15 protein-coding genes are annotated in these 20298 nt (G+C 63.8%); 6 read left to right on the top strand and 9 right to left on the bottom strand.

The features are described from left to right. Positions 1-1989: hypothetical protein (locus AC1D01_RS02420; RefSeq protein WP_477864506.1), on the top strand; the 1989-nt coding region annotated here is incomplete at its 5' end. 118 nt (positions 1990-2107) lie between these two features. Further along, entirely contained in the window at positions 2108-3304 is a 1197-nt protein-coding gene (locus AC1D01_RS02415) for a DUF6402 family protein (protein WP_477864505.1), read from the top strand. A gap of 933 nt (positions 3305-4237) precedes the next feature. Here the strand turns inward: AC1D01_RS02415 and AC1D01_RS02410 are convergent. After that, positions 4238-5275, bottom strand: coding sequence for a TauD/TfdA family dioxygenase (locus AC1D01_RS02410; RefSeq protein ID WP_477864504.1), 1038 nt, complete (start codon positions 5273-5275; stop codon positions 4238-4240). 90 nt (positions 5276-5365) lie between these two features. Between AC1D01_RS02410 and AC1D01_RS02405 the strand changes: the two genes are divergently transcribed. From AC1D01_RS02405 to xseB, 4 genes are all read left to right on the top strand, one after another. Beyond that, positions 5366-6406: a hypothetical protein gene (locus AC1D01_RS02405; protein WP_477864503.1), complete on the top strand. Its 1041-nt coding sequence runs from the start codon at positions 5366-5368 to the stop codon at positions 6404-6406. Between the two features lie 5 nt (positions 6407-6411). Then, on the top strand, positions 6412-9756 hold the full coding sequence (locus AC1D01_RS02400; RefSeq protein WP_477864502.1) for a UvrD-helicase domain-containing protein: 3345 nt from the start codon (positions 6412-6414) through the stop codon (positions 9754-9756). 84 nt (positions 9757-9840) lie between these two features. Next, positions 9841-11604: an exodeoxyribonuclease VII large subunit gene (gene xseA, locus AC1D01_RS02395; protein WP_477864501.1), complete on the top strand. Its 1764-nt coding sequence runs from the start codon at positions 9841-9843 to the stop codon at positions 11602-11604. Between the two features lie 2 nt (positions 11605-11606). After that, entirely contained in the window at positions 11607-11945 is a 339-nt protein-coding gene (gene xseB / locus AC1D01_RS02390; protein WP_477864500.1) for an exodeoxyribonuclease VII small subunit, read from the top strand. Positions 11946-12382: 437 nt separating this feature from the next. Here the strand turns inward: xseB and AC1D01_RS02385 are convergent, their stop codons facing one another. From AC1D01_RS02385 to AC1D01_RS02350, 8 genes are all read right to left on the bottom strand, one after another. Next, entirely contained in the window at positions 12383-12652 is a 270-nt protein-coding gene (locus tag AC1D01_RS02385) for a hypothetical protein (RefSeq protein ID WP_477864499.1), read from the bottom strand. A gap of 43 nt (positions 12653-12695) precedes the next feature. Next, positions 12696-17066 (bottom strand): Lhr family helicase, encoded by a 4371-nt coding sequence (locus AC1D01_RS02380; protein WP_477864498.1) that lies wholly within the window; start codon positions 17064-17066, stop codon positions 12696-12698. A 209-nt stretch (positions 17067-17275) separates the two neighbouring features. Continuing rightward, on the bottom strand, positions 17276-17722 hold the full coding sequence (locus tag AC1D01_RS02375; protein WP_457334871.1) for an HAD domain-containing protein: 447 nt from the start codon (positions 17720-17722) through the stop codon (positions 17276-17278). A 164-nt stretch (positions 17723-17886) separates the two neighbouring features. Then, entirely contained in the window at positions 17887-18153 is a 267-nt protein-coding gene (locus AC1D01_RS02370; protein WP_477864497.1) for a hypothetical protein, read from the bottom strand. A 120-nt stretch (positions 18154-18273) separates the two neighbouring features. Next, positions 18274-19038: a metallophosphoesterase family protein gene (locus tag AC1D01_RS02365; protein ID WP_477864496.1), complete on the bottom strand. Its 765-nt coding sequence runs from the start codon at positions 19036-19038 to the stop codon at positions 18274-18276. Then, positions 19035-19220, bottom strand: a complete 186-nt coding sequence (locus tag AC1D01_RS02360; protein WP_477864495.1) for a hypothetical protein — start codon at positions 19218-19220, stop codon at positions 19035-19037. The genes AC1D01_RS02365 and AC1D01_RS02360 overlap by 4 nt, the downstream gene beginning before the upstream one ends. Before the next feature lie 442 nt (positions 19221-19662). After that, on the bottom strand, positions 19663-19881 hold the full coding sequence (locus AC1D01_RS02355) for a hypothetical protein (RefSeq protein ID WP_477864494.1): 219 nt from the start codon (positions 19879-19881) through the stop codon (positions 19663-19665). Between the two features lie 209 nt (positions 19882-20090). Further along, positions 20091-20298: IS3 family transposase (locus AC1D01_RS02350; protein WP_477864493.1), on the bottom strand; the 208-nt coding region annotated here is incomplete at its 5' end.

Genomic DNA, 20298 nt, shown 5'->3' with positions numbered 1-20298 from the left:
GTCCTCGCCATCCTGCATGACCGCCCTTTCGACCTCGGCGGCCTGGCCGAGCGCATGGCCGGCGAGATCCGGCAGGGGGTGGGGTACGACCTGTCCGGGCCGAAGGTACTTCCCGCCGATGCACGCAAGGAGGCAGGCCCCGACCCCCGCCTGTCCTACCGCCCGCTCGACGAGGCGCTGGCGCGGTCGCTGGTGCTGTCGGCGCAAGGCCCGATCGGACTGACCTTCGACGCGACGCAGGGAACGGGGCAAGCGTTCCCGAACATGGCGCTCATGCTGCATCCGCTGCAGGTGCTGCCGACGAGCGAAGGGGCGGCGGAATTCAAGCCGGTGCGGATGGAGGAATCGTTCTTGAGTGTGTCGTTGCGGCGGCATCTCGACCCGGCCTGGCTGGTCCCCGACCTCACCCTGCTGGGCGTCCGCAAAAACATTCCTTTCGACTCGGCGTGCTGGTTTAGCGGCACGGTCAAACGCGACTGGACGAACGAGACGCTCATCGAAGTCGAGAACGGTGACAAGACGGAAACGCAGGTGCTTGCGCGGGGCCGGCACCTGCCGCGAGGCGATCACGTCTGGCTCGACATCCTGATTCCCAAGTACTTCGTTGACGAGACCGCTGCCCCGCCCAAGGCCCGTGGCAAGAGCGTCRACGCCTGGCTGTGCATCGCCTCCATGCCGATCGCTCCGGAAGGCGCATCGGTCGCGCTGATGCACGTGCCCGGCAGCGGTCGCCTGGCCAACCTGTCCGTCCTCCTGCAAACCTCGAACGGCGACGGCAACGCGGACCTCGGCCAGGGCAACTGGCAACTGCTCGGCAGCATCGATTGGTCCGGGCCGTTAGCCTGGGGTGACATGACGTTTCGGACAGAGAGAAAAACAAAAACAAGAACGAGGACAGAAACATTGGACTATCACCCCATCAACGCCAGCGCCCCGACGGCGCTGCGCTGGGCTCGCACGGGCCGCGACTTCGACACCGTCTTCGCCGGCGACGCCGAGCAAGACGTGCCCGTGTCCGAACTGGCCGGCGAACTGGCAGGCGAGCTGGACGCCCAGGCGCTGAGCCTGCATCGCCGGGCCGGCGGCACACCGCTCTGGGTCCGCAGTCGCCAGAGCGCACAACGCTTCCCGACCTCGACACAACGCCACGTCGCAGCGCTCTACTCCCGCCACATCCGCGGGCTGGGCGAACCGAAGGAGTTGTTGCGCGACGCCTGGATGCTCGCGGCCCGGAACATGCCGGAGCCGCCCCTCGTGGAACGACCGGAGTTCGCCCGGCTGCTGGAGTTCGAGGTACCCAGCCGGCCTTGCGTGTACATGCCGGAAAACGCGCTCTGCCCTGATGAGTACCGGCAGGCGTACCACGACCTGGTGTCGGTGGGCTTCAACGTGGACGAGCCGAATCAGAAGAGGCTGTCGATGCACGTCCGGCTCATCGGTGCGGAAAGCACGCTGGCCGACATCGACGCGTTGACCTTCGGCGTTCGGGGGACCGGCCAAGGAGTGCCGTGGGTGGTGAAACTCCCTCGCCCCACCGGCGCCGACAAACCCGTCCACGCCGTGGAACTGGATCTTGACCTCTCCACAGGCCACGACACCGAACCTGACCTGACGGTGCGCGCCGGTCGGTGGATCATCCAGGGTGGCGGCATGGCCACCGTCAAGTCCGTTGGGAAGGCCCCCGACAGCCTGAACAAAGCAACACCACACGGCATCTTCGTCACCTTGACCGGCGTGCAGCTCAAAACAGGGGGCGTGGCCTCGGAACTCTGGGCCGAATCCTCCGTCCTGGTGTCACGTCTCGACAGCGGGGCCGGGTTCGGTGGACGCCTCGATTTCGACTGGTTCTTCGGCGCGCACGGCGCCTTCGACCCGGCCGATGCGGTGAGCGTGGCGTCGCTGCGTCAAATGCCGGAAGCACAGGCGCGGCTCATCGCCATTTCGCCCCCCGTCAAGCTCGTCAAGAAAGGAACGTCGCCAAGCAACTGAGGCCGCTCGATACGTTCGGACCGCTCCGAACTCCAGTTTCGCCCCGAAGCTCAGCCGTCGCTCCGAGACTGTGGGGTTATGTCCATACACTTCCGCGCAATCCAGAGAGGCTACTCCGATGCCTGTTTCCGTCACACAAATCGCGTCGATCATGCGCGCGTTCGGCCAGAAGATCGCGAACATGGAGTGGGAGAAAGCCGCCAAGCTCCAGGAGATTTGGTTCGGCTTGGCTGCGCATGTTGCTGCCCCTACGCCCCCAGACCACTTCGACTTCTCGGTCGTGGTGTGGCCGGAACAGAGCGGAATCACGATGGACTGGCTGTTGCGCCCTGARGTCGACACTGATGGGCGCGCCAAGATGGCTTTCGGCATCCTCCAGGCCCTTGCGATCGATTCAGGCGGAGATGCGCGGAAGGCCATCATCGCGCAGGTCACCGCGCAGTTTGAGAAGACCGCTGAAAACTCGGTCGAACTCGGTGTTATCAAGTGGGACAGGAGCATGGACGTGAAAGCGTTCCATGCGCAACGCGTGGAGAGCAGTGCCGTGGTGACCGACCTTGGAATCACCCCAATCGATCCGCTACTCGGAGGCTTGGGAAGCTTCAACTTCTACGCCGTCCCCGTTGGCACTGCCAAGAGGGCAGCGGACGGCACGGTGGCTGTCCATGTCACCGACTTCGTCACCTACGTAATGGACTCTTTCGACTTTGAAGGCCTTCAGCCTCTCGGCTTCTTTGCCCTTCCGGACAGCATTTCAAAGACACCGTTTGATGGAGGCTGGCCTATAACGAACGGAACTTATGGGGACTGGCGCAATGGCGCAGAGGCAAAGGGCAAGGGCGGCGACTTCCTGCTAGTGACCGATGCGAAAACGGTGCACACCCCCGTGGTGTTTGCATTCACGGAGAAGCCGACCATATCCGGGACCTGGCGTAGCACAGATGCAAACGGAAGATTCTCATTGGCAATCAAGGGAGACTCAGCCGAATGGACCGAGACCGGCCCCGAGACCGGGTTGGTCTACAAGAAGACCCTCCCAGTGGTTCAGCAGGGACCTGAATGGCGCATCGAACGACCCAACAACGATTTGGCCGTCCTGCGGATGCTCGGATTCCAGGATGCAGCTCTACAGCAGGCCATCTTGGCCCGCGACCCGCACCCGTCATTTCTCGTCCTTCGCCTACAGGGGCCAATCCTCGCCACGAAGTGGTCAGGCATGCGTGTCAAGAAAACGCCACAGGGGACTTTCCAGAGTCTTGTCCAGCCCGAAGATCCGGCATACCCGCCCGGCGACTATCTCTTCACGCGGGTCTAGCATCGATACATCTTGAGGCTGCCTGTAGGCTGCGACAGGGAGCGGCGCGACGGGCGCATAGTCGAGGCGAACGGCCCGTGGCGCGGCCTTGACTCGCCTAACTGTTCCTCACGCGAGGACACTCTTACGAGGGGTGCTTCATACCGGACCATCAGGGATGTCAGCACCCCTGGCCGGGTCCAGTAGCCGCGAGCGGCAGCTTCTTGGATGCGAAAAGCGCGGGGCCGAGCGTTGGCCGTCGGGCAGGTCTCCGGAGCGCCGAGGGGCAGCTGAGGGTCGAGGATTACTGTAGGGAGCGGGCGTTCATCCCGCAGGAAAGGAGTCGGTCAAGACCGCCGCGCGCTCTTTGAAGTACCAATGATCGGTCCGAAGGGTGCAGCGGTCACCGGGCTCGCGGAGATGTGTAAGACCGCTTCTAGTCTTTGCAGTCGTTCAACGTTTGTCCCCGATGGGCAGCTCGCAGTCTCAAGCAGTCGATGACTCCCGAGCGACGGTTACACAGCGGTTGTGGTCGGTCGCCTCCAGCCATCGACGGGCCGCATTCCGTCTGAATGCGGACGCTGCAGCGTTCCAGAAGTAGCCGAACGATCGGCCAAGCGACGCGACACGCAGGAACGCTCGTTGACGCACTGCGCCTCCGGTGGATCGGGTCGGGTCGGACTTCTGCTGTGCACCTGCACGAACTCGCGCAATCGATCCAAATCGGAACTGTCTGAAAACCGCCCGCGCACTAGAAGGCGGTCGCACAGCCCTCGATGGATGGCTCAGCCGCACAGCGCGTTCGCGGCGCGCTTCAGATCCACTGACTTTACTAACCCATAGACACCCGGTCAGCACTCACACACAGTCGAGGACTTTGGGCGTCCCGGCATGAAGGCCTTTTTTCAACGTCGCCATGCCCGCCAGCGGCATTCAATCCCAGCGCCACTCGCACTACGGGTACAGCACGTGTGGCGCAGCGGTGCCTTGGTGCCGCTTATGCGCTTGCAGGCTCGATGTGTCGAGGGCATACGTGCGCAGGAGCCATCGGGACTGGCCGCCGACGTCGTCGCCAACCTCACCGCGTCCATGCAAGGCCAACCGGTTGCTGACAATGAGTAAATCGCCTGGCTGAACGACCACCGGCTTCGCACTGGCATTGCAGGCGGCCTCCAGCTTGTTCGAAGCCTGCTCGGCGGGGCCGCCAGTAACCGTCGGCACGACATTACTATGGCTGTACCGCACGTAGGTGCCTCCGCTTGAATCCTTCAGCACCGGGGCGTCGATCACGACGTGCTCCTTGCCCAGAGTTCGCTTTGTCCCTTGCCTGAAGGTCCTCTGCGCACGGATGGAGAACTGGGGCTTCTTGAGCTCGTCCACGTCCGCCGACGACAGCTGTGCCAGCACATCCTTGGTTGGCATCAACCTCGTCGGCACGCCCTTCGGATTGCGCAGCCCGATTAGCGTCACGAGGTCGGGAGACGGGGCGATGCGGCCATCATCGGGGTCGTCGTCCCCGTTGAAGGGGAAACTCACTGCGTCGGTATGCCCACGCATTCCGCCTTTCGACTTTTCCGCGACAGCACCAGTTCCGGGCATCGCGACGAGGTTGACGAACAGGTTGCCTTCATTTTCGGAGCCGTAAGAGACCGTCTCCAGTCGCAGCAGGCCATGCACGGCGAGTGCCGCAGCCTGTCCCGCCACCGCGCCATCCGCAATCGGCACCGGGGTGAATACTTCTGGCGTATCGACCAGCAGCGCGGTTGCATCGAACACGCTCGGAAGATGGCAGTACGGCGCGCTCAACACGAAGACCCGAGCAGCTGCGGCGCTCTGTCCTTTGCCAGCCAGAAGCGCCTCCACGGTCAGGCCCAAGGCCGCGCTGAGGCCGGCAGGCGCCAACAACTCCGCCCGCCGCTGTGCAGGCGGCGTCGATTGCATCCATTGGTCCACGGCAGCTTTGACGGCCGCAGCGAGGTCGGTCTCCGTCATGAGCTCCTCCGGGGTTGCTATATTGTTGATACATGCCTACACTGTTGTCAAGGGGCGGGTGTTCGCCCATCTTCGCCATGGAGGCCGCCAATGAATCCCGCTCTTGACCCGATGGGGACCGCAGAGGCAAGAGCGATGCTTGACCAACTTCCGGGGCTCTACTTCGAAGTTCTAAAGAGCACTCACATCGAGCAAGCCACCGAGGTAGGCGTCCAATGCTCGTTCGAGCTTCCGGTACTTGGAAAGCGGACTGCGACTGCGCCTACGGCGCTTCAAGCAATTCGTGCTGTGCTTCTGGAACTCACCGATGTGCTAACGAGGACACCGACCGGAGAGTGGCCCGACGCATGGCGCAACCCTGCCTTGTCGCACTCCTCGGCGCCTGAACGCATCCCCTCTCTTGAGGATGCAAAGGCCGAGCGATTCAAAGGCAAAGCCCGACAGTGGACGATCGGAGTCACCATGCCATTGGGGCTGAAGACATCCGTACAGGACATCGCTGACTTGCATCAAGCGAGCTTTGCGGAAGTCGCTCGGCAGCTCGCAGGAGTCGGGTTCGAGGACTTTGATGAGCGGTCGTATTCGGAGAGTTCCAAGGAACTGCTCTCTCTGTTGTCGTCCGAAGTTCGGCGGTGGCAACCTTCGGAGACCGAGCAAGTAATGGTGCGTGTCGAACCCGAATTAGGAGTTCGTCTGCGCTCCGCTGCCAAGGAATATCGACGCTCCGCGTCTGAGTTTGGAGCTATGTGCTTGGCACATGGCCTTGTCCTGCAGACTCAATTCGCCGATATTGAACAGAGAGTTGCTGTGTATCGCGGCCCAGCCGTTCGGAAGCTTGCACCTAAAGTTGGTGTGGGAGCGTACGCCGCTGCTTTGCTCTCTGGGGTCCTGGCGGGTTCCATCCGTGCACCCAAGAAGCTATTGGGGCGACTCGCCGAGGTTCTTGAGGCCTCGGAGCAGGCACTGACCGCATTCTTTGAGGGGACCTTCGCAGGGCGCCGCGTCCCGGCTTTCAAAGCCGAGAAAGGCAAACCTCAAGTTTCCGCCGCGGCGACTTCGTGGGAGGAGGCCGTGAAGTCACTCAAGCTTCCGGCAGACCAGACCAAAGAACTCCTCCAACTTGATGAGTAGGGCGTATGAACCCTTTTCAACGTGCTCGAGACGAAGCCAGGGCAACGCGCGAGAAGCTGGCGCCAGGGAAAAGCGACGACGCAATATCGGCGAAAGACCTTCTGACAGCCGTTGAAGATGCGCTCACTCTTGCCATCGAGCCCGTTGAGCCAAGCTACCCCGACTTGGGGCAAGGCAGCGCTGTTCTGCAGCGGGAGCAGAGGTTTATCTACGTCAGCAAGGAAATCCCCAAGTGGAGCGACAAGTTCTGTGGACTTGTCGCGCACGAGCTTGGGCACTGGTTCCTCGACGCAACCAAAGCTCCCACAACAGTCGCGCACCTGAAGACACTGTTCGGAAGTGATGGTTCTCCTGCCGTCATGAAGGTGGAGGCCTATGGCGCCCGCGAGAGGCAGGAACTCCAGGCCAACGTCTACGCAAGAGAACTGCTTCTTCCGCGTGACCTCGCACGCCGCCTAGCAAACAAAGGCAAAGGACCAGATAACGTCGCGAAACAGCTCGGAATTCCGTTGGAATTCGCACGGCAGCAAATGCTAGACGCGCTCCTTCTGCCTGATGCCGAATCCAGTGTCAGCGAGCTCAAGCCCCCAAGTCCCGATCAGCTAGCCGCCGCTCGAGCCGAGGAGCGTGCAGCCAACGTGGTCGCCGGTCCGGGGACGGGAAAGACGTCGACGCTCATTCATCGCGTCAAGTACCTAGTCGAAGAAAAGAAGGTCGACCCAAGCAAGATTCTGGTCCTGACGTTCACGAACAAGGCCGCATTCGAGCTCGTAGAACGCCTTCGGGGTGCTGGTATCGACCGAGCAGCCGACGTGTGGGCGGGCACCTTCCACGCCTTTGGCCTTGAGTTCCTTCGCAAATTCCACCAGTTTTTCAAGCTCGACTCCGACCTGCATGTGGCCGACAGGCTCACGTCGCTGACGACCCTTGTGGCGGGACTGCCGCAGCTGGACTTGAACTACTACCTGCGTGTGGAGGACCCGTATGACTGGCTGAGCCCTGTCGTCGACGGAATTAAGCGACTCAAGGAGGAGTTGGTCTCACCGCAGTCATACCGCCGGTTCATCGAAGACCATCCCGACAAAGACGAGGAGCTTCAGCGTAGGCGCCTCGATGTCGCAACAATATATGAGGCTCATGAGCGACTTCTTGCGGGGCGGCGAACAGTCGACTTCGTCGACCTGATCGCAAAACCCGCTTTGGCTCTCAAGGCAAATAGGGCGCCCTTCACCGAGTTGGCCGACTGTTTCGAGTACATCCTTGTCGACGAGTACCAGGACGTCACGCAGGCCATGGTCGAACTGCTTCGACAACTGGCGCAGAAGGCGAAGTCAATCTGGGTCGTTGGGGACGTTCGCCAAGCCATCCATCATTGGCGCGGCGCATCGTTGAAAAGCCTGCTGAAGTTCGACACCGAATTCAAAGCCCACGCGGGTGGCACGAAGATTCAGCGTTACCCCCTCGACATCAACCGGCGCAGTGCCAGCGAAATCCTTGACCTGGTGCAGGAGGTTGGTCGTCAGCACAAACTCCAGGCCACGATGCCGCTGGACCGGATGAAAGCGGCCAAGGGCGCTTGTGGCGAGATGCCGAAGGTGGTCACTTGCGAAAAACGCGAAGAGCTACTGGGCGCAGTAACCGCATCCGTAAACGCCTTGAAGAAGAAGGATGGGGTGGCTTTCGGCAAACAGGCTGTCTTGTGCCGCAAAGGGAACGACGTTCAGCGCGCGTCCGAGACTCTGACAAGCCAAGGAATACCTGTCATCTATATCGGAGAGCTGGCTGAACGACCGGAGGTCAAGCGCCTGCTCTGCCTCATGCAGTTGCTCGTCGAGCGTCAGCCGCGCGCGCTGATTGGCCTGATGRAAGTGCCCGACCTGGCGATGCCAATGAAGGACATCCAGCGATTGCTTGAAGCTGCGAACACCGACGTTGCATATCAGCGCGGACGATGGCTTCAGCATCCGCCACCGGGTCTGTCGGCGACTGGCATTGCAGTGGTTACGGCACTGCGGAAGCTTCTGGAAGGCCGCCGCCACAGCTCCAATCCGTGGGTCTTTGTTTGCGACATGCTTCTTGAGCATCGTTTCAGCTTGCCTGCACCGAAGGACCAATCTGTCGCCGCTTGGGTCCAACGGATCGCACTGTGGCAGTTCGCGTACGCCGTTCGCAACGGTGATGGCGAAATCAAGGAGGCTCGTCTCTCACGGTTCTTGATGCGTCAACGTCTGCGCCAGCGCATCGGCGAATCCTACGTCGACCGCGAGCTGCCGGCAGAGGCGGGAAACCTAGACGGCGTGCGGCTGCTGACCGTGCATAGCAGCAAGGGACTTGAGTTCGAGGCGGTCCATGTTGCCTTCGTCAACGCCGACGACTACGGTGCTCAAACCCCAAGCTGGTCGCCGCCAGAAAACGTGTTGGAAATCGTTCCTCCGGAGGCTCTCGGAAGTAGTCAGGCGGAGTACGACGTTGAAGAAGCCGTTGAGCGAAACAACTTGCTCTACGTCGCCGCATCCCGAGCCAAGCGGCACCTCTACATCTACCAAGAGAAAGAGTTCGGCGACCACACGCTCGCGCCGCAACTGCAACACTTTCCTCGAAAGTTCGAACCGGTAGCCTACAACGGTCCAGCCATCAAGCGGGCCAGTGCTTCACCGAGGAAGGCATTCGCTGCTCCGAACATCGTAAAGTTTGAGCACTTCACCACCTATACCCTGTGCTCGCTTCAGTATTGGTACGCGCACATATTGGAACTGGTAAGTGAAGCCGACATCGACAGTTCTCTGAGGGCGCGTTGGGCCGTCATGAGCGCACTGAAGGCCGTGGCAGCTGGAACAGCAGGTGCGCCCGCGGCACACATGCTTGAAGGTTGGGCAAAGCAGAAGCTTCCCACCGAGGTCGAGGACCCGTCGCTTTGGCGAGATGCGAACTTCGCGTTCTCGCGCGGCCTCGAGCTTATGGGCTCGATTCTTGAGGAAGACGGTCGGTTTGCCGAACCTACTTCTATAGTCGGCGGAGTAACTGTCCAAATGCCGTGGGGCTTTGTCATCGAACGGAAGTACGCCACTGAGTTCGCGATGATGCGGTTCGCACGTCGCGGGGTCTCTGAAATGAAGACGGTCCTGAAGCCTATTGTTCCGGGTCTGGACCTGGCCGGCACGAAGACAATGACGCTCAACCACGTTCTGTCCGACAAGGTCGACGACGTTCCAGGCGGGAAGAGGCTTGAGGCGACCAAGTCGTTCAAAGCTGCGGTGCGAATGCTTGCGGGAGACAACAGCCCAACCAAAGGTCGGCATTGCGGGCGCTGCGCATACATGACCATCTGCCCGTCGGCGCCCGGTCCGTAGAACAAGCCGCCAAGAGGTCCACAGTCGGCCAGCGGGTCGAAGCACCCTGATCCCTCTTCAGTCTGGAAGGCCTGCTGCCGCTACATGCCCAACACCTACCTCACCGTACCGTTCAAAGAGAAGGACTCAGTCAAGGCATTGGGAGCCCGCTGGGACAGTGTTGCCAGGCGCTGGTACGTACTCGATGGACTGGACTTGGCACCCTTTGCTAGCTGGCTTCCGAACTCGTCACAGGCATCGCCCGCCCGCGACGTCACCCCAACCAGCCCATCCACAGCCCTGCAATCTGCGCCGCGCGGAGTGCCGCTCTCCCGACTCCTGCAAGGCGTAGCCAAGGCCGTTGGCGACGCCTACGCCTCCGGTGTATGGACAACCGCCGAGGTCCTGCGTGCCTCTGTCAAAGACGGTCACGTCTACCTTGAGCTGTCGGAGCGAGACTCCGACGGCCGCGCCCTCGCAAAGGCCAACGCAGCCATCTGGGCCCGAACCGCGGAGCGCATCATTCCGGAGTTCGAACGCGCCACCGGGGCCACCCTCGGTGCCGGCATCAAACTTCTTGTTCGCGCTCGACCGGTCTTCAAGCCGCAGTTTGGCTTCTCGCTCGAGATTGATGCCGTCGACCCGACGTATACCCTCGGGGACCTGGAAGCGAAGAAACGAGAGCTCCGCGAGCGCCTGAAGCGCGAGCAGATCTTTGGCCTCAACAAGCGCTTGCCGGCAGTGTGGGACTTCTGCGCGGTACTCGTGGTCGCACCGCAGGGAGGCGCTGGCCTGGGCGACTTCTCGAAGGAAGCTGACCGGCTCGCCAATTTCGAGGTCTGCCGCTTCACCTATGTGCACAGCAGATTCCAGGGTGAAGGCGCCGCAGGGGAGATTGTTGAAGCCCTCGTAGCCGGACTGGCACAGTTTCCGGCCGGCCAGTCTCCAGACGCAGTCATCCTCATCCGAGGCGGAGGCGCCGTGAACGACCTGGCCTGGTTGAATGACTACGCGCTCGCGCGCTTCATTTGCGAATGCCCTGTGCCCGTGCTCACCGGCATCGGTCACGAGCGAGACAGCACCGTGCTCGACGAGGTGGCCCACACATCCTTCGACACACCAAGCAAGGTCATCGCCGGCATCGAGAAACTGGTCACCCAGAGAGCGCGCGAAGCCCGTATCGCCTTCGAAGGCATCGTCAATCAAGGGAGCCGCGACGCCGACCGGATGCAGACGTCCATCGAGCGACTGGACCGTGAGGTCAAGGCAGCCGCCTCGAGCACCCTCGCCGACGCCCGTGCGCAATGCTCGCAGTTAATGGCGGACCTGCGGCTCGACTCAGTGCGTGTCGTGCATCGAGCAGCCGGTGAGGTGCAAGAGCTTTTCGGAGAAGTTCGAAACGGCGCGGCCGGCCACGTGACGCAGGCCAAGCATGTCGTTCCTGCGGCGCTGAGCGCCGTCAAGGCTGAAGCGTTCTCGGCATTGCGGACCGCCAAGGTCCAGCTGGACGGCACCTTGCCTGCGATTCTTGACCGAGCAGGTTTGGACGTACGGCGCTCTCGGGATGCTACCGACAGCGAGTTCAACGACTTTGTTGACCGCTCGCGTCAAACCATACGAGACGCGTCCACTGGTGCGCAGGCGCTGTTTCGCGAGATTGCAGGTCAAGGCCCGCAGAAGACACTCGGGCGAGGCTTTGCCATCGTTCGGGGCACCGACGGCAAGACCCTCACTAGCGCCGAGAGCGCAGCTTCGGCAGAAAGCATCGAAGTCGCGTTCAGCGACGGCAAGGTCGATGCGACAGTGCGGGACGTCAAACTCGGAACCTCAGACGAGGTCCTCGGCGAACTTGATATTGGAGACAAGTAGACATGGCAGCCCGAACCTTTCGTGAGGCCTATGGCGTGTTGCAGGAACACGCGGAGACTCTGCGCGAGCAGACTGAGCCGAACATCGATGACCTCCTATCCATCGTCACCGAGTCAGTCGCGGCGTACAAGGTCTGCAAGGAGCGCATCGACGCTGTCGAGAAGGCGCTCCAAGCGGCACTGACGGATGTGGGAGGCGACGTCGGCCGCACCGGGGGAGGTGCGCCAGGCGACGATGGAGACGAACATCCAGAACCGGTTGCTCGACGGTCACCAGTCAAGGCCCCGGCGAGGAAGTCAAGCACGGGATTCGATGACACAGATGATGACGTGCCGTTCTAGAGCGTTCACGACCCTTGCACATCCTCTTTGTTTGCAGCCAAAACCGACTCCACAGCCCAACAGCGGAGCAGGTTTTCGCTGACCGAACCGGCATCGAGACTGCGTCGGCTGGAACCAATCGCGGCGACTAGATCCCACTCTCTGCAGAGTTGGTGGAATGGGCGGACGTCATCTTCGTAGTGGCGGAGCAGCGCCGACGAAAGCTCGCGGCAGGAGCCATTCGACTAGGTCAGCACCGCCGTCGCACCGGCGACGGCGCGGCAACGAGTAAGCGGCATGACCAACTAAACTGAATCAGGGAGAACTGCAGAGGAGAAAAAGATGATCGGTTCCGCAGACATCAAAGTCCGGCCGCTCAAGTTGAGCCCTCATGGTCGACCCGAACAGTGCCTCACAGGTGCGCGAAGCCATCGGCAGACACTCGCGAATGATTGCTGTCAAGCAAGTCTCATGTGGTCCGCGTCGTCCTCGTCGAGGTCTTCTATCTCGTCGCTGCTCATGATCGGCCCGAGCAGCGAGTCGCGGCAAGGCGAGTAGCGGAAGCCCTCCGCTTTGAGCTTCCAGACTTCCTCTTCGCTCCAGCCCTTCTTGATCATCTGCGCCACGACCTGGTCGTCGATGTCCACGGCGTCGTATTGGCCGATCACCGACGCCATCTTCGAGAGCGTCGACTGCGCCTCGTCGAGCGCCTTACGCACGGCGTCCACGGAAGGCAATTCTGACCGATGCGCCACCGCTCCTTCGTGACCCTCACGCCTCGATCGCAGACTCCATCTCCAGGAAGCGCAGGTTCGGGTCGAGCGCCAGCGCCCTGACCGCGGCACGCTCGTCGCTCGGGCTCAAAGCCACCAGCAGCTCGACCTGCCCGCTCACGCTCGTGGCGATGGGCACGCCGCCGCGGTACAGCACCCGCGAGCCGGCCACACGCGCCACCTTGGCGCCAGGCAGCAGCGTTCCCAGCAGGTTGGCTGGGTCGGTGGCAGCCAGGCACACCAGGTGCTCGTCGGCCGGCTGGCGGCGCACCTGGCGCATCAGGCCAATGGCGTCGGGCAACGCGAACTGCTCGCCCGACAGGCCGGCGATGAAGCGGCCGCCGCGGATCTCGCCCCGCGCTTCGAGCCGGCGGTACACACGCACCATGTCGCGCCAGGCGGGCAGCCAGGCGGCCTCGCGCTCCAGCAGGCGCCACGACACCACGCCGTAGCGGCGCAGCAGCGTGCGGGCGATGTGCTCGATGGCCTCGGTCGACGCATCGGTGCTCGCCGGCGCAGGCTGGCGGATCAGCGTCCAGCGGCCCGCATCCTCGATGCCGAACAGCGCCACACGGCGGCGGTGGCGCGACGAATGCGCCGAAGCCCGCTTGGCGGCCGGCACGAGCAAGGCGCGCAGGCCGGCATAGCTGTCGCAGTTGATACGACCACGCACGACAAGCTCGCTGAGCGCGTCTTCAAGCTCGGTGCGCAGCAGGTGGGCGCCTTGCGCGATCTCATCGAAGAACGAAGCACCGTGTTCGGCCAGGTAGGTGGCCACGCGCTGGGTGCGCGAGCTCAAGGCTGCGTCGTCGGCCGGCGGCGGGGCGATGCGGCCCCACAGCGGCGCGCTGCGGCGCGGCAGCAGCACGATGGGCGTGGACCGCAGCGAGCCGCCGCCCCCGCTCGCAGTGGCCATGGGCCGCAGGCGCGTCCACAGCGTGCGGCCGGCAGTGCACAGGTCGTCGAGCCACGACGACGAATAGTCTTTCACGCGCGCGGGCAACAGCTCGGCCTCCCACATCGCGGCCGGTGCCTCGAAGCCTTCGAGCTGCGAGAGCACGCCCGCCAATGCTTCGGGGCCACTGACCCGGCTGGTCGCGCCGACGTGCTGCCACTCGAGGAGGAAGCGTACGAAGTCGCGCGGCTCGACCGGCTCGATCTCGCGGCGCAGGCGCTTCAGCGTATAGCGGTGGATGCGCGCGAGCAGGTGGCGCTCGCACCACTCGGTGGTCTGCGCCGCGGGCGTGAACTTGCCTTGCATCACCGTGCCTTCGCTTTGCAGTGCGAGCAAGGCGTGGTCGATGTCGGCGAGCGGCAGCTGGAGCTGCAGCGCGATCTCGCGTGCGGTGATCGGGCCGAGGCCGCTCAGGCGCGAGCGCAGCAGGTCGCGCAGGGCGTCTTCGTGGGTGGCCGGTTTCTCGGCGTATTCGGCGGGGATGTCGATCGGCGGGTGGGTCTCGCAGGCGAGGTAGAGGTCGATGACCTGCGACAGGCGCTCTGCGGCGGCCCACAGGCCCGCCTCCTTGGGCACGCTGGCTTCGACAGGCTCAGCCCGAACGGCGATTTGCAGACAGGTCGCCCGGCCAGATTGCGCCAGTTCACCCAACCAATCGGCCCACCCTTCGTTGCTGGACACCTCGTCCGACGTGATCAGGCCCAGGCCACTCAGCGCCTCATGCATCTCATCAACGCTCCGCACCCGCGGCCAGGCCTCTTCGCGCACACCGGCAATCGCCTCGGCATCGAGCTGGCCCATGTCGTCCGGGCTGTCGGGGTCGCTGTAGCGGCGGCTCTGCACGGCCTGGGTGCGGCGCTCTTCGAGGGGCGCGTCGTCGAGGTAGGCGTAGGGCCGCGCGTTCAAGGCTTCGGCGGCAAGCGGCGACGGTGCCGGCAGGTCTCTTGCGACGACGCTCACCTGCCCCGCTTCCATGCGGCGCAGCAGGTGCAGCCAGCCCTCGGCGTCCATCGCGTCGTAGAGGCAGTCATACATGGTCTGCGCCACCAGCGGGTGCTCGGGCACCTCGCGTTCGCCGGCCAGGTTCTCGGCGCAAGCCACCTGGTCGGGGAACACGCTCGCGAGCAGGTCTTCCGACTTCATGCGCTGCAGCTGCGGCGCCACCTTGCGCCCGCCACTGAAGCGCGGCAAGGCCAGCGCCGTGGTGGCGTTCCAGCGCCAGCGCACGCCGAACAGCGGCGCGTCGAGCAGGGCCTGCACCAACACGTCGAGCGCGGTGTTGCTGTGCAGGTAGCGCGACACCTCTTCGAGCGGGAAGCTGTGGCTGGTGGAGAGCGACAGCACGATCGCGTCTTCGGTGGCGGCTGCCTGCAGCTCGAAGTTGAACTGCCGGCAGAAGCGCTTGCGCAGCGCCAGGCCCCAGGCGCGGTTGAGGCGGCTGCCGTAGGGCGAGTGCACCACCAGCTGCATGCCACCCGATTCGTCGAAGAAGCGCTCGAGCACGATGCGGTCTTGCGTGGGCACGGCGCCCAGCGTGCCGAGCGCGCGCGCCAGGTAGTCGACGAGCTGGCGCGCGGCCTCGGCGTCCAGACTCAGGGTGTCGGTGAGCCAGCCGGTCGCGGCGTCGGCGCCTTCCGAGGCGATCAGCGTGGCCACTTCTTCGCGCAGGCGCGAGACGCCGAATGACAACTCGTCGCTGCGGCCCGGTGCCTCACCGAGCCAGAACGGGATGTTGGGCGCAGCGCCATGCGCGTCTTCCACCCGCACGCGGCCGGGCTCGACGCGCAGGATGCGGTAGCTGGTGTTGCCGAGCTGGAACACGTCGCCGGCGATGCTCTCGACGGCAAAGTCTTCGTGCACGGTACCGATCTTGTCGGCCTGCGGTTCCAGCAGCACGGTGTAGTCGGCCGTCTCGGGGATGGCGCCGCCCGAGGTGAGCGCGGTCAGGCGCGCGCCCTTGCGCTCGCGCAGGCGGTGGTGCACAGCATCGCGGTGCACATAGCTCGCGCGCTGGCCGTTGCGGGTGCTGAAGCCGTCGGCCAGCATGCGCACCACGGCGTTGAAGTCTTCGCGCTTGAGCTGCGCGTAGGGCCAGGCGCGACGCATCAGCGCAAAGAGTTCGTCTTCGTCCCACTCGCGGCTGGCGACCTCGGCGACGATGTGCTGGGCCAGCACGTCGAGCGGCGCGGGCAGCACGCTCAGGACATCGAGTTCGGCGCGGCGCACGCAGTCGAGCAAGGCCGCGCACTCCACCAGCTCGTCGCGCGACTGCGGGAAGAGCCGCGCCTTGGGCACACCGCCCACCGCGTGGCCGGAGCGGCCGGCGCGCTGCAGGAAGGTGGCGATGGCGCGCGGCGAACCGAGCTGGCAGACCAGATCCACATCGCCGATGTCCAGGCCCAGCTCCAGCGACGCGGTGGCCACCAGCAGCTTGAGCTCGCCGCGCTTCAGGCGCTGCTCGGCATCGAGGCGGATCTCTTTCGCCAGGCTGCCGTGGTGCGCGGCCACGCGCTCCTTGCCCAGCAGCTCGCCCAGGTGGCGCGTGGCGCGCTCGGCCATGCGGCGGGTGTTGACGAACACCAGCGTGGTGCGGTGCGCGCTGGCCAGCCCGGCCACGATCTCGTAGACCTGCGTCCACTGGTCGYTCGACATCACCACGCCCAGCGGCGTGGGCGGCAGCGTGAGCGCCAGGTCGCGCTGCTTGGCATAGCCGATGTCGATGATTTCGCAATCGGCGACACCGTCTTTCACCGCGCCGGCACCGACGAGAAAGCGCGCCACCTCGTCGATCGGCTTCTGCGTGGCCGACAGGCCGATGCGCGTGAGCGGGTGTGCGCTGAGGTTCTGCAGCCGCTCGAGCGAGATCGACAGGTGGCTGCCGCGCTTGGTGGCGGCGATGGCGTGGATTTCATCGACGATCACCGCGCGCACCGTGCCGAGCATCTTGCGGCCCGAGGCCGAGCCCAGCAGGATGTAGAGCGACTCGGGCGTGGTGACGAGGATGTGCGGCGGCCAGCGCAGCGCGAGCTGGCGGTCTTTCTGCGGCGTGTCGCCGGTGCGCACCGCGCTGCGGATCTCCACGTCGGGCAGGCCCAGCGCGGCCAGCTCTTCGCGGATGCCGGCCAGCGGCGCTTCGAGGTTGAGGCGGATGTCGTTCGACAGCGCCTTCAGCGGCGAGACGTAGACCACCACGGTCTCGTCGGGCAGGCCTTCGGGCCGCAGGCCCTGGCGCACCAGGCCATCGAGCGCGGCGAGAAAGGCAGTGAAGGTTTTACCGGAGCCGGTCGGCGCCGCCACCAAGGTATGCCGACCCGCACGGATCGCCGGCCACGCCGCCACCTGCGCCGGCGTGGGCGCAGGAAAGGTTCGGCGGAACCAGTTGGCAACGGCGGGGTGGAAATCCTGGAGGGGCATGGGTGCGCTCGTGGCAGGAGAGTGACAGGGGAGCGGCCGAGGGGAATGACCCAAGAGCGGAGAACAAGCAGCATATCGCCGGCCGACCCGATGCGAACAGATCGGGCCCTTCGAAGGGATATCAAGCCGGCCTCGCCGAGCCCGGTGGAATGTCATTTGCCGCAATCAGGGAACCGCCGGCGGTGCGCTGCGCAGCCGCTATAGCGTCATCACACAAAGCCCAGCACTCGGTCGACTTTGTCGAGCTCGAGCAGCGTCAGCCCGACCTTCCCGTCGCAGAGGACGAGGCGAGGATTGAACGGCTTGTAGAGCCACGCCTGGTCATCAAGCGCGACCCAAGGCCGCCAAAGCTGCCCGCTCTCATTCAGCCACCGCGAAACCTCTGCCTCACGCTCAAATCTTACCGACGGCGACTCGCCGTCGCACCGCGCCCAGCTGTCTCGGGTGAGAAGCGGCGTTGCACCGAGGACGCGATGCTGGAGGTCCTCCGAGAAAAAGCTTTCCATTTCAGCCACCGGGTGCGCCTCCCGCCAGCTTGAGGTGATGACGACGCCAACATCGAGTCGCTGTCGTAGCCAGCCCTCGAGCAAATCAAGGTGGCAAAAATACTGGTCGATGGTGCACCTGAATGGATGCATCACCCCGTCAAAGTCCAAGAACAGAAGCCTCGTCCACACCGACCGGTCCCCTGCAGTCACAGCCCTTCTCCAGACGCCAATTCAAGAACCCTATCTGCCAGCTCGCCCTGCTCAAGCGCCGCCCGCGGGGTGCGACCGCCAAGTGCGCCGAGCGGCGTCTCGAGCCATCCGAGCATCTCAAGTCAATCGCACTGCAATTCGACACCAAGCTTCTGAACGACAGGCCAGAGCTCGGCATCAAACTGCCACCGTGGGAACCGCAGACCAAATGTTGTGTGGTCGATGGCAATGACCCGCGGGTGCTTCCGCGTGGCCATGCGCTGTAGCTTTGCTGATGCTATGCCGGCGAGCCTGGCCGCGTCGTCGATGCCGACCATATCGGCGCGGCCGGCCCGCCCGTCAGCGTACGGCGACTTTCTGCTCATCAGCATCACACGTGAAATGCGCATGGCTCGCGACGTCTTCGAGCACCTCGTCAGACAGCCAAGTTTGGAGAGAAAACGACTGTGGCCGGCCGCGGAGGCGGACCTGCAGCACCATGCGCCCTCCTTCTGCTTCGAGTGCGAAGCTCATGGCCAGGTCGTCCTGTGCCTGCTGTTTCTGACCTCATCGAGCTCTCCAGGGACGATGACGCGTGCATTGCCATCGAAGTCGATAGCGCTGATGCCTCTGAGCCCAACTCCGAAGCTCTTGAATCCTTGCTCTGTCCAACGGCCCGAGCTGTCGAGCCGGTCATGATGGTGACCGTGGACAGTCAACTTGACGCCCAGGGCCTGAGCCAGYGTGTCCAAGATTTCGAAGCCGTTCGGGTGGTATGCCGGTGCTTCATGGGAGATGAGGACGTCCGCACGCATGTCCGCGAGACGCTCGAGTTCCTCTGGGTAGATAGTGCCCCAGTGCTTGCGGTGCGTGCCGCCCGCCCAGCGGTCTTGCTTCGGGGTCGACTTTGCGTGCTCCTTGCGAGAGCGAAATGCCGGCGCGCCCCCGCGCGCAGCCGAAGCCGACGGATACCAGACGGCCTCGCGAAACACCCCGCCAAGTCCGGCGAGGCGCGTCCCGTCCGGCAGGGTCACAACCTTGCTGTGAACGTTCCGGTCCTCGAGCCTACTTCCCCAAACGCGCGTCCACAACGCATCACTGTCGGCGTCGTGGTTCCCGGGGATCCACCAGACGCGATCAAGGATGGATTCCAGTTCCTCGTGCAATGGCCGCTCGGGCTCCATGTCGCCCAGCAGCACGACAGCGCTGGCCTTGGTGTGGCCCGCAGCTTCAACGATGTGGTGGAACCTTCCGTGTGGGTCGCCGCAGTACAGCACCGGGCCGTCATGCTTCATGACGCCTCCTCATTGCCGTCAACTTTCGGCGGACGTCCGGGCATGCGCCCCTTCGAGTCGAGACCGATTGAGCCGCTCGGGTAGGGCATGTAGTCCTCGCGGTCATCGAAAACGACGAAGCCGAGGCCGAGCAACTTCAGTTGCGAGCGGTCAGTGAACTGGGTGTCGAAGAACGTCAGCATCTGCAGATTCTGGGGAACGAGAGGCACGAAGTCGAGGCTGTTGCAGCTACGCGCCTCCGGTTCGTAAAGGCAGTGAAGCCTCGCAGCAACGGCACTCGCGTAAGTGATATCTCGAACGCTTGCGCACGGGTTTCACGAGCATCTTGGGCAGATGACCGGCGAACAGCTGTACACGCGCCCCCTGTTCTTGGCCTGCCCGCGGTAGTTGTCGGGCCTCGGTTCAGGTTCGCAGATCGGCATCGTCGCCCGTGGCATCGCCAGCTCGATGAATGCAGCCGGCACTGCGCTTGTGGCAAGCGACCATGTGGATCCCCGCAGTAGAGCGTGAGCATGCTCAACCCCGCGTTCCTTCCCTATGGACTCCAGTGATGCGATCGCACGCTGCGATGCCCAGCCAGTGACACAAGCCACGTACTGAAGGCTGACGCCCTGGTTTCGGTGCTCAATCTGCGATCCTTAAACGCTGCTCCGCCAGATGATTGATCTCTTCGGCAATGGCACGCGCCCGTCGCTCGGGTCCCAAGTTGCTGCCGAAAAAGGTCCACGCGGCGAAGCCAACAACAGCGCCCGCGACCAGTCCACCCAGCGCCAACGAGAGCCGATTCTCGAGGCCTCCACCGGTCATCACGAATCCCAAAAGGGCAAGGATGATTGAGGGCACCAGGATCCATAGAACGAGGCTTGCTCCGGCTCCTACTCTGAGATGCCAGTTTCGCAGGTCGTGGCCGAGCGCCAGCACATCGCTACGGATTTCGTCAGTCGTGTGGTTGCGTCCTGCGAAGTACTGCCCCTCCTCGTTGCCAAGAGTGCTACCCCAAAGGACTGTGACGTGACCTTGCCCTCGGATCTCGCATCCCATAGCCGAGGGCATTACGCGGCTCGCTTTTCCTGGGCAGCGAGCCAAGCCCGTTCGAATTGCATTGGACTGACGTAGCCGAGCGTCGAGTGAAGCCGGCGGTGGTTGTAGAACGCCAGCCAGTCGATGACCTCGTCCTTGGCGGCCCGCACTGTCTCGAACTTGCGCCCATACAGCCGGCCGACCTTGAGCGAGCCCCACAGGCTCTCGGTGGGCGCATTG

The organism is Rhizobacter sp. P3_B12 (assembly GCF_056402895.1).
The sequence above is the reverse complement of the archived record's forward strand: the minus strand, read 5'-3'. Positions and strand labels throughout refer to the sequence as shown.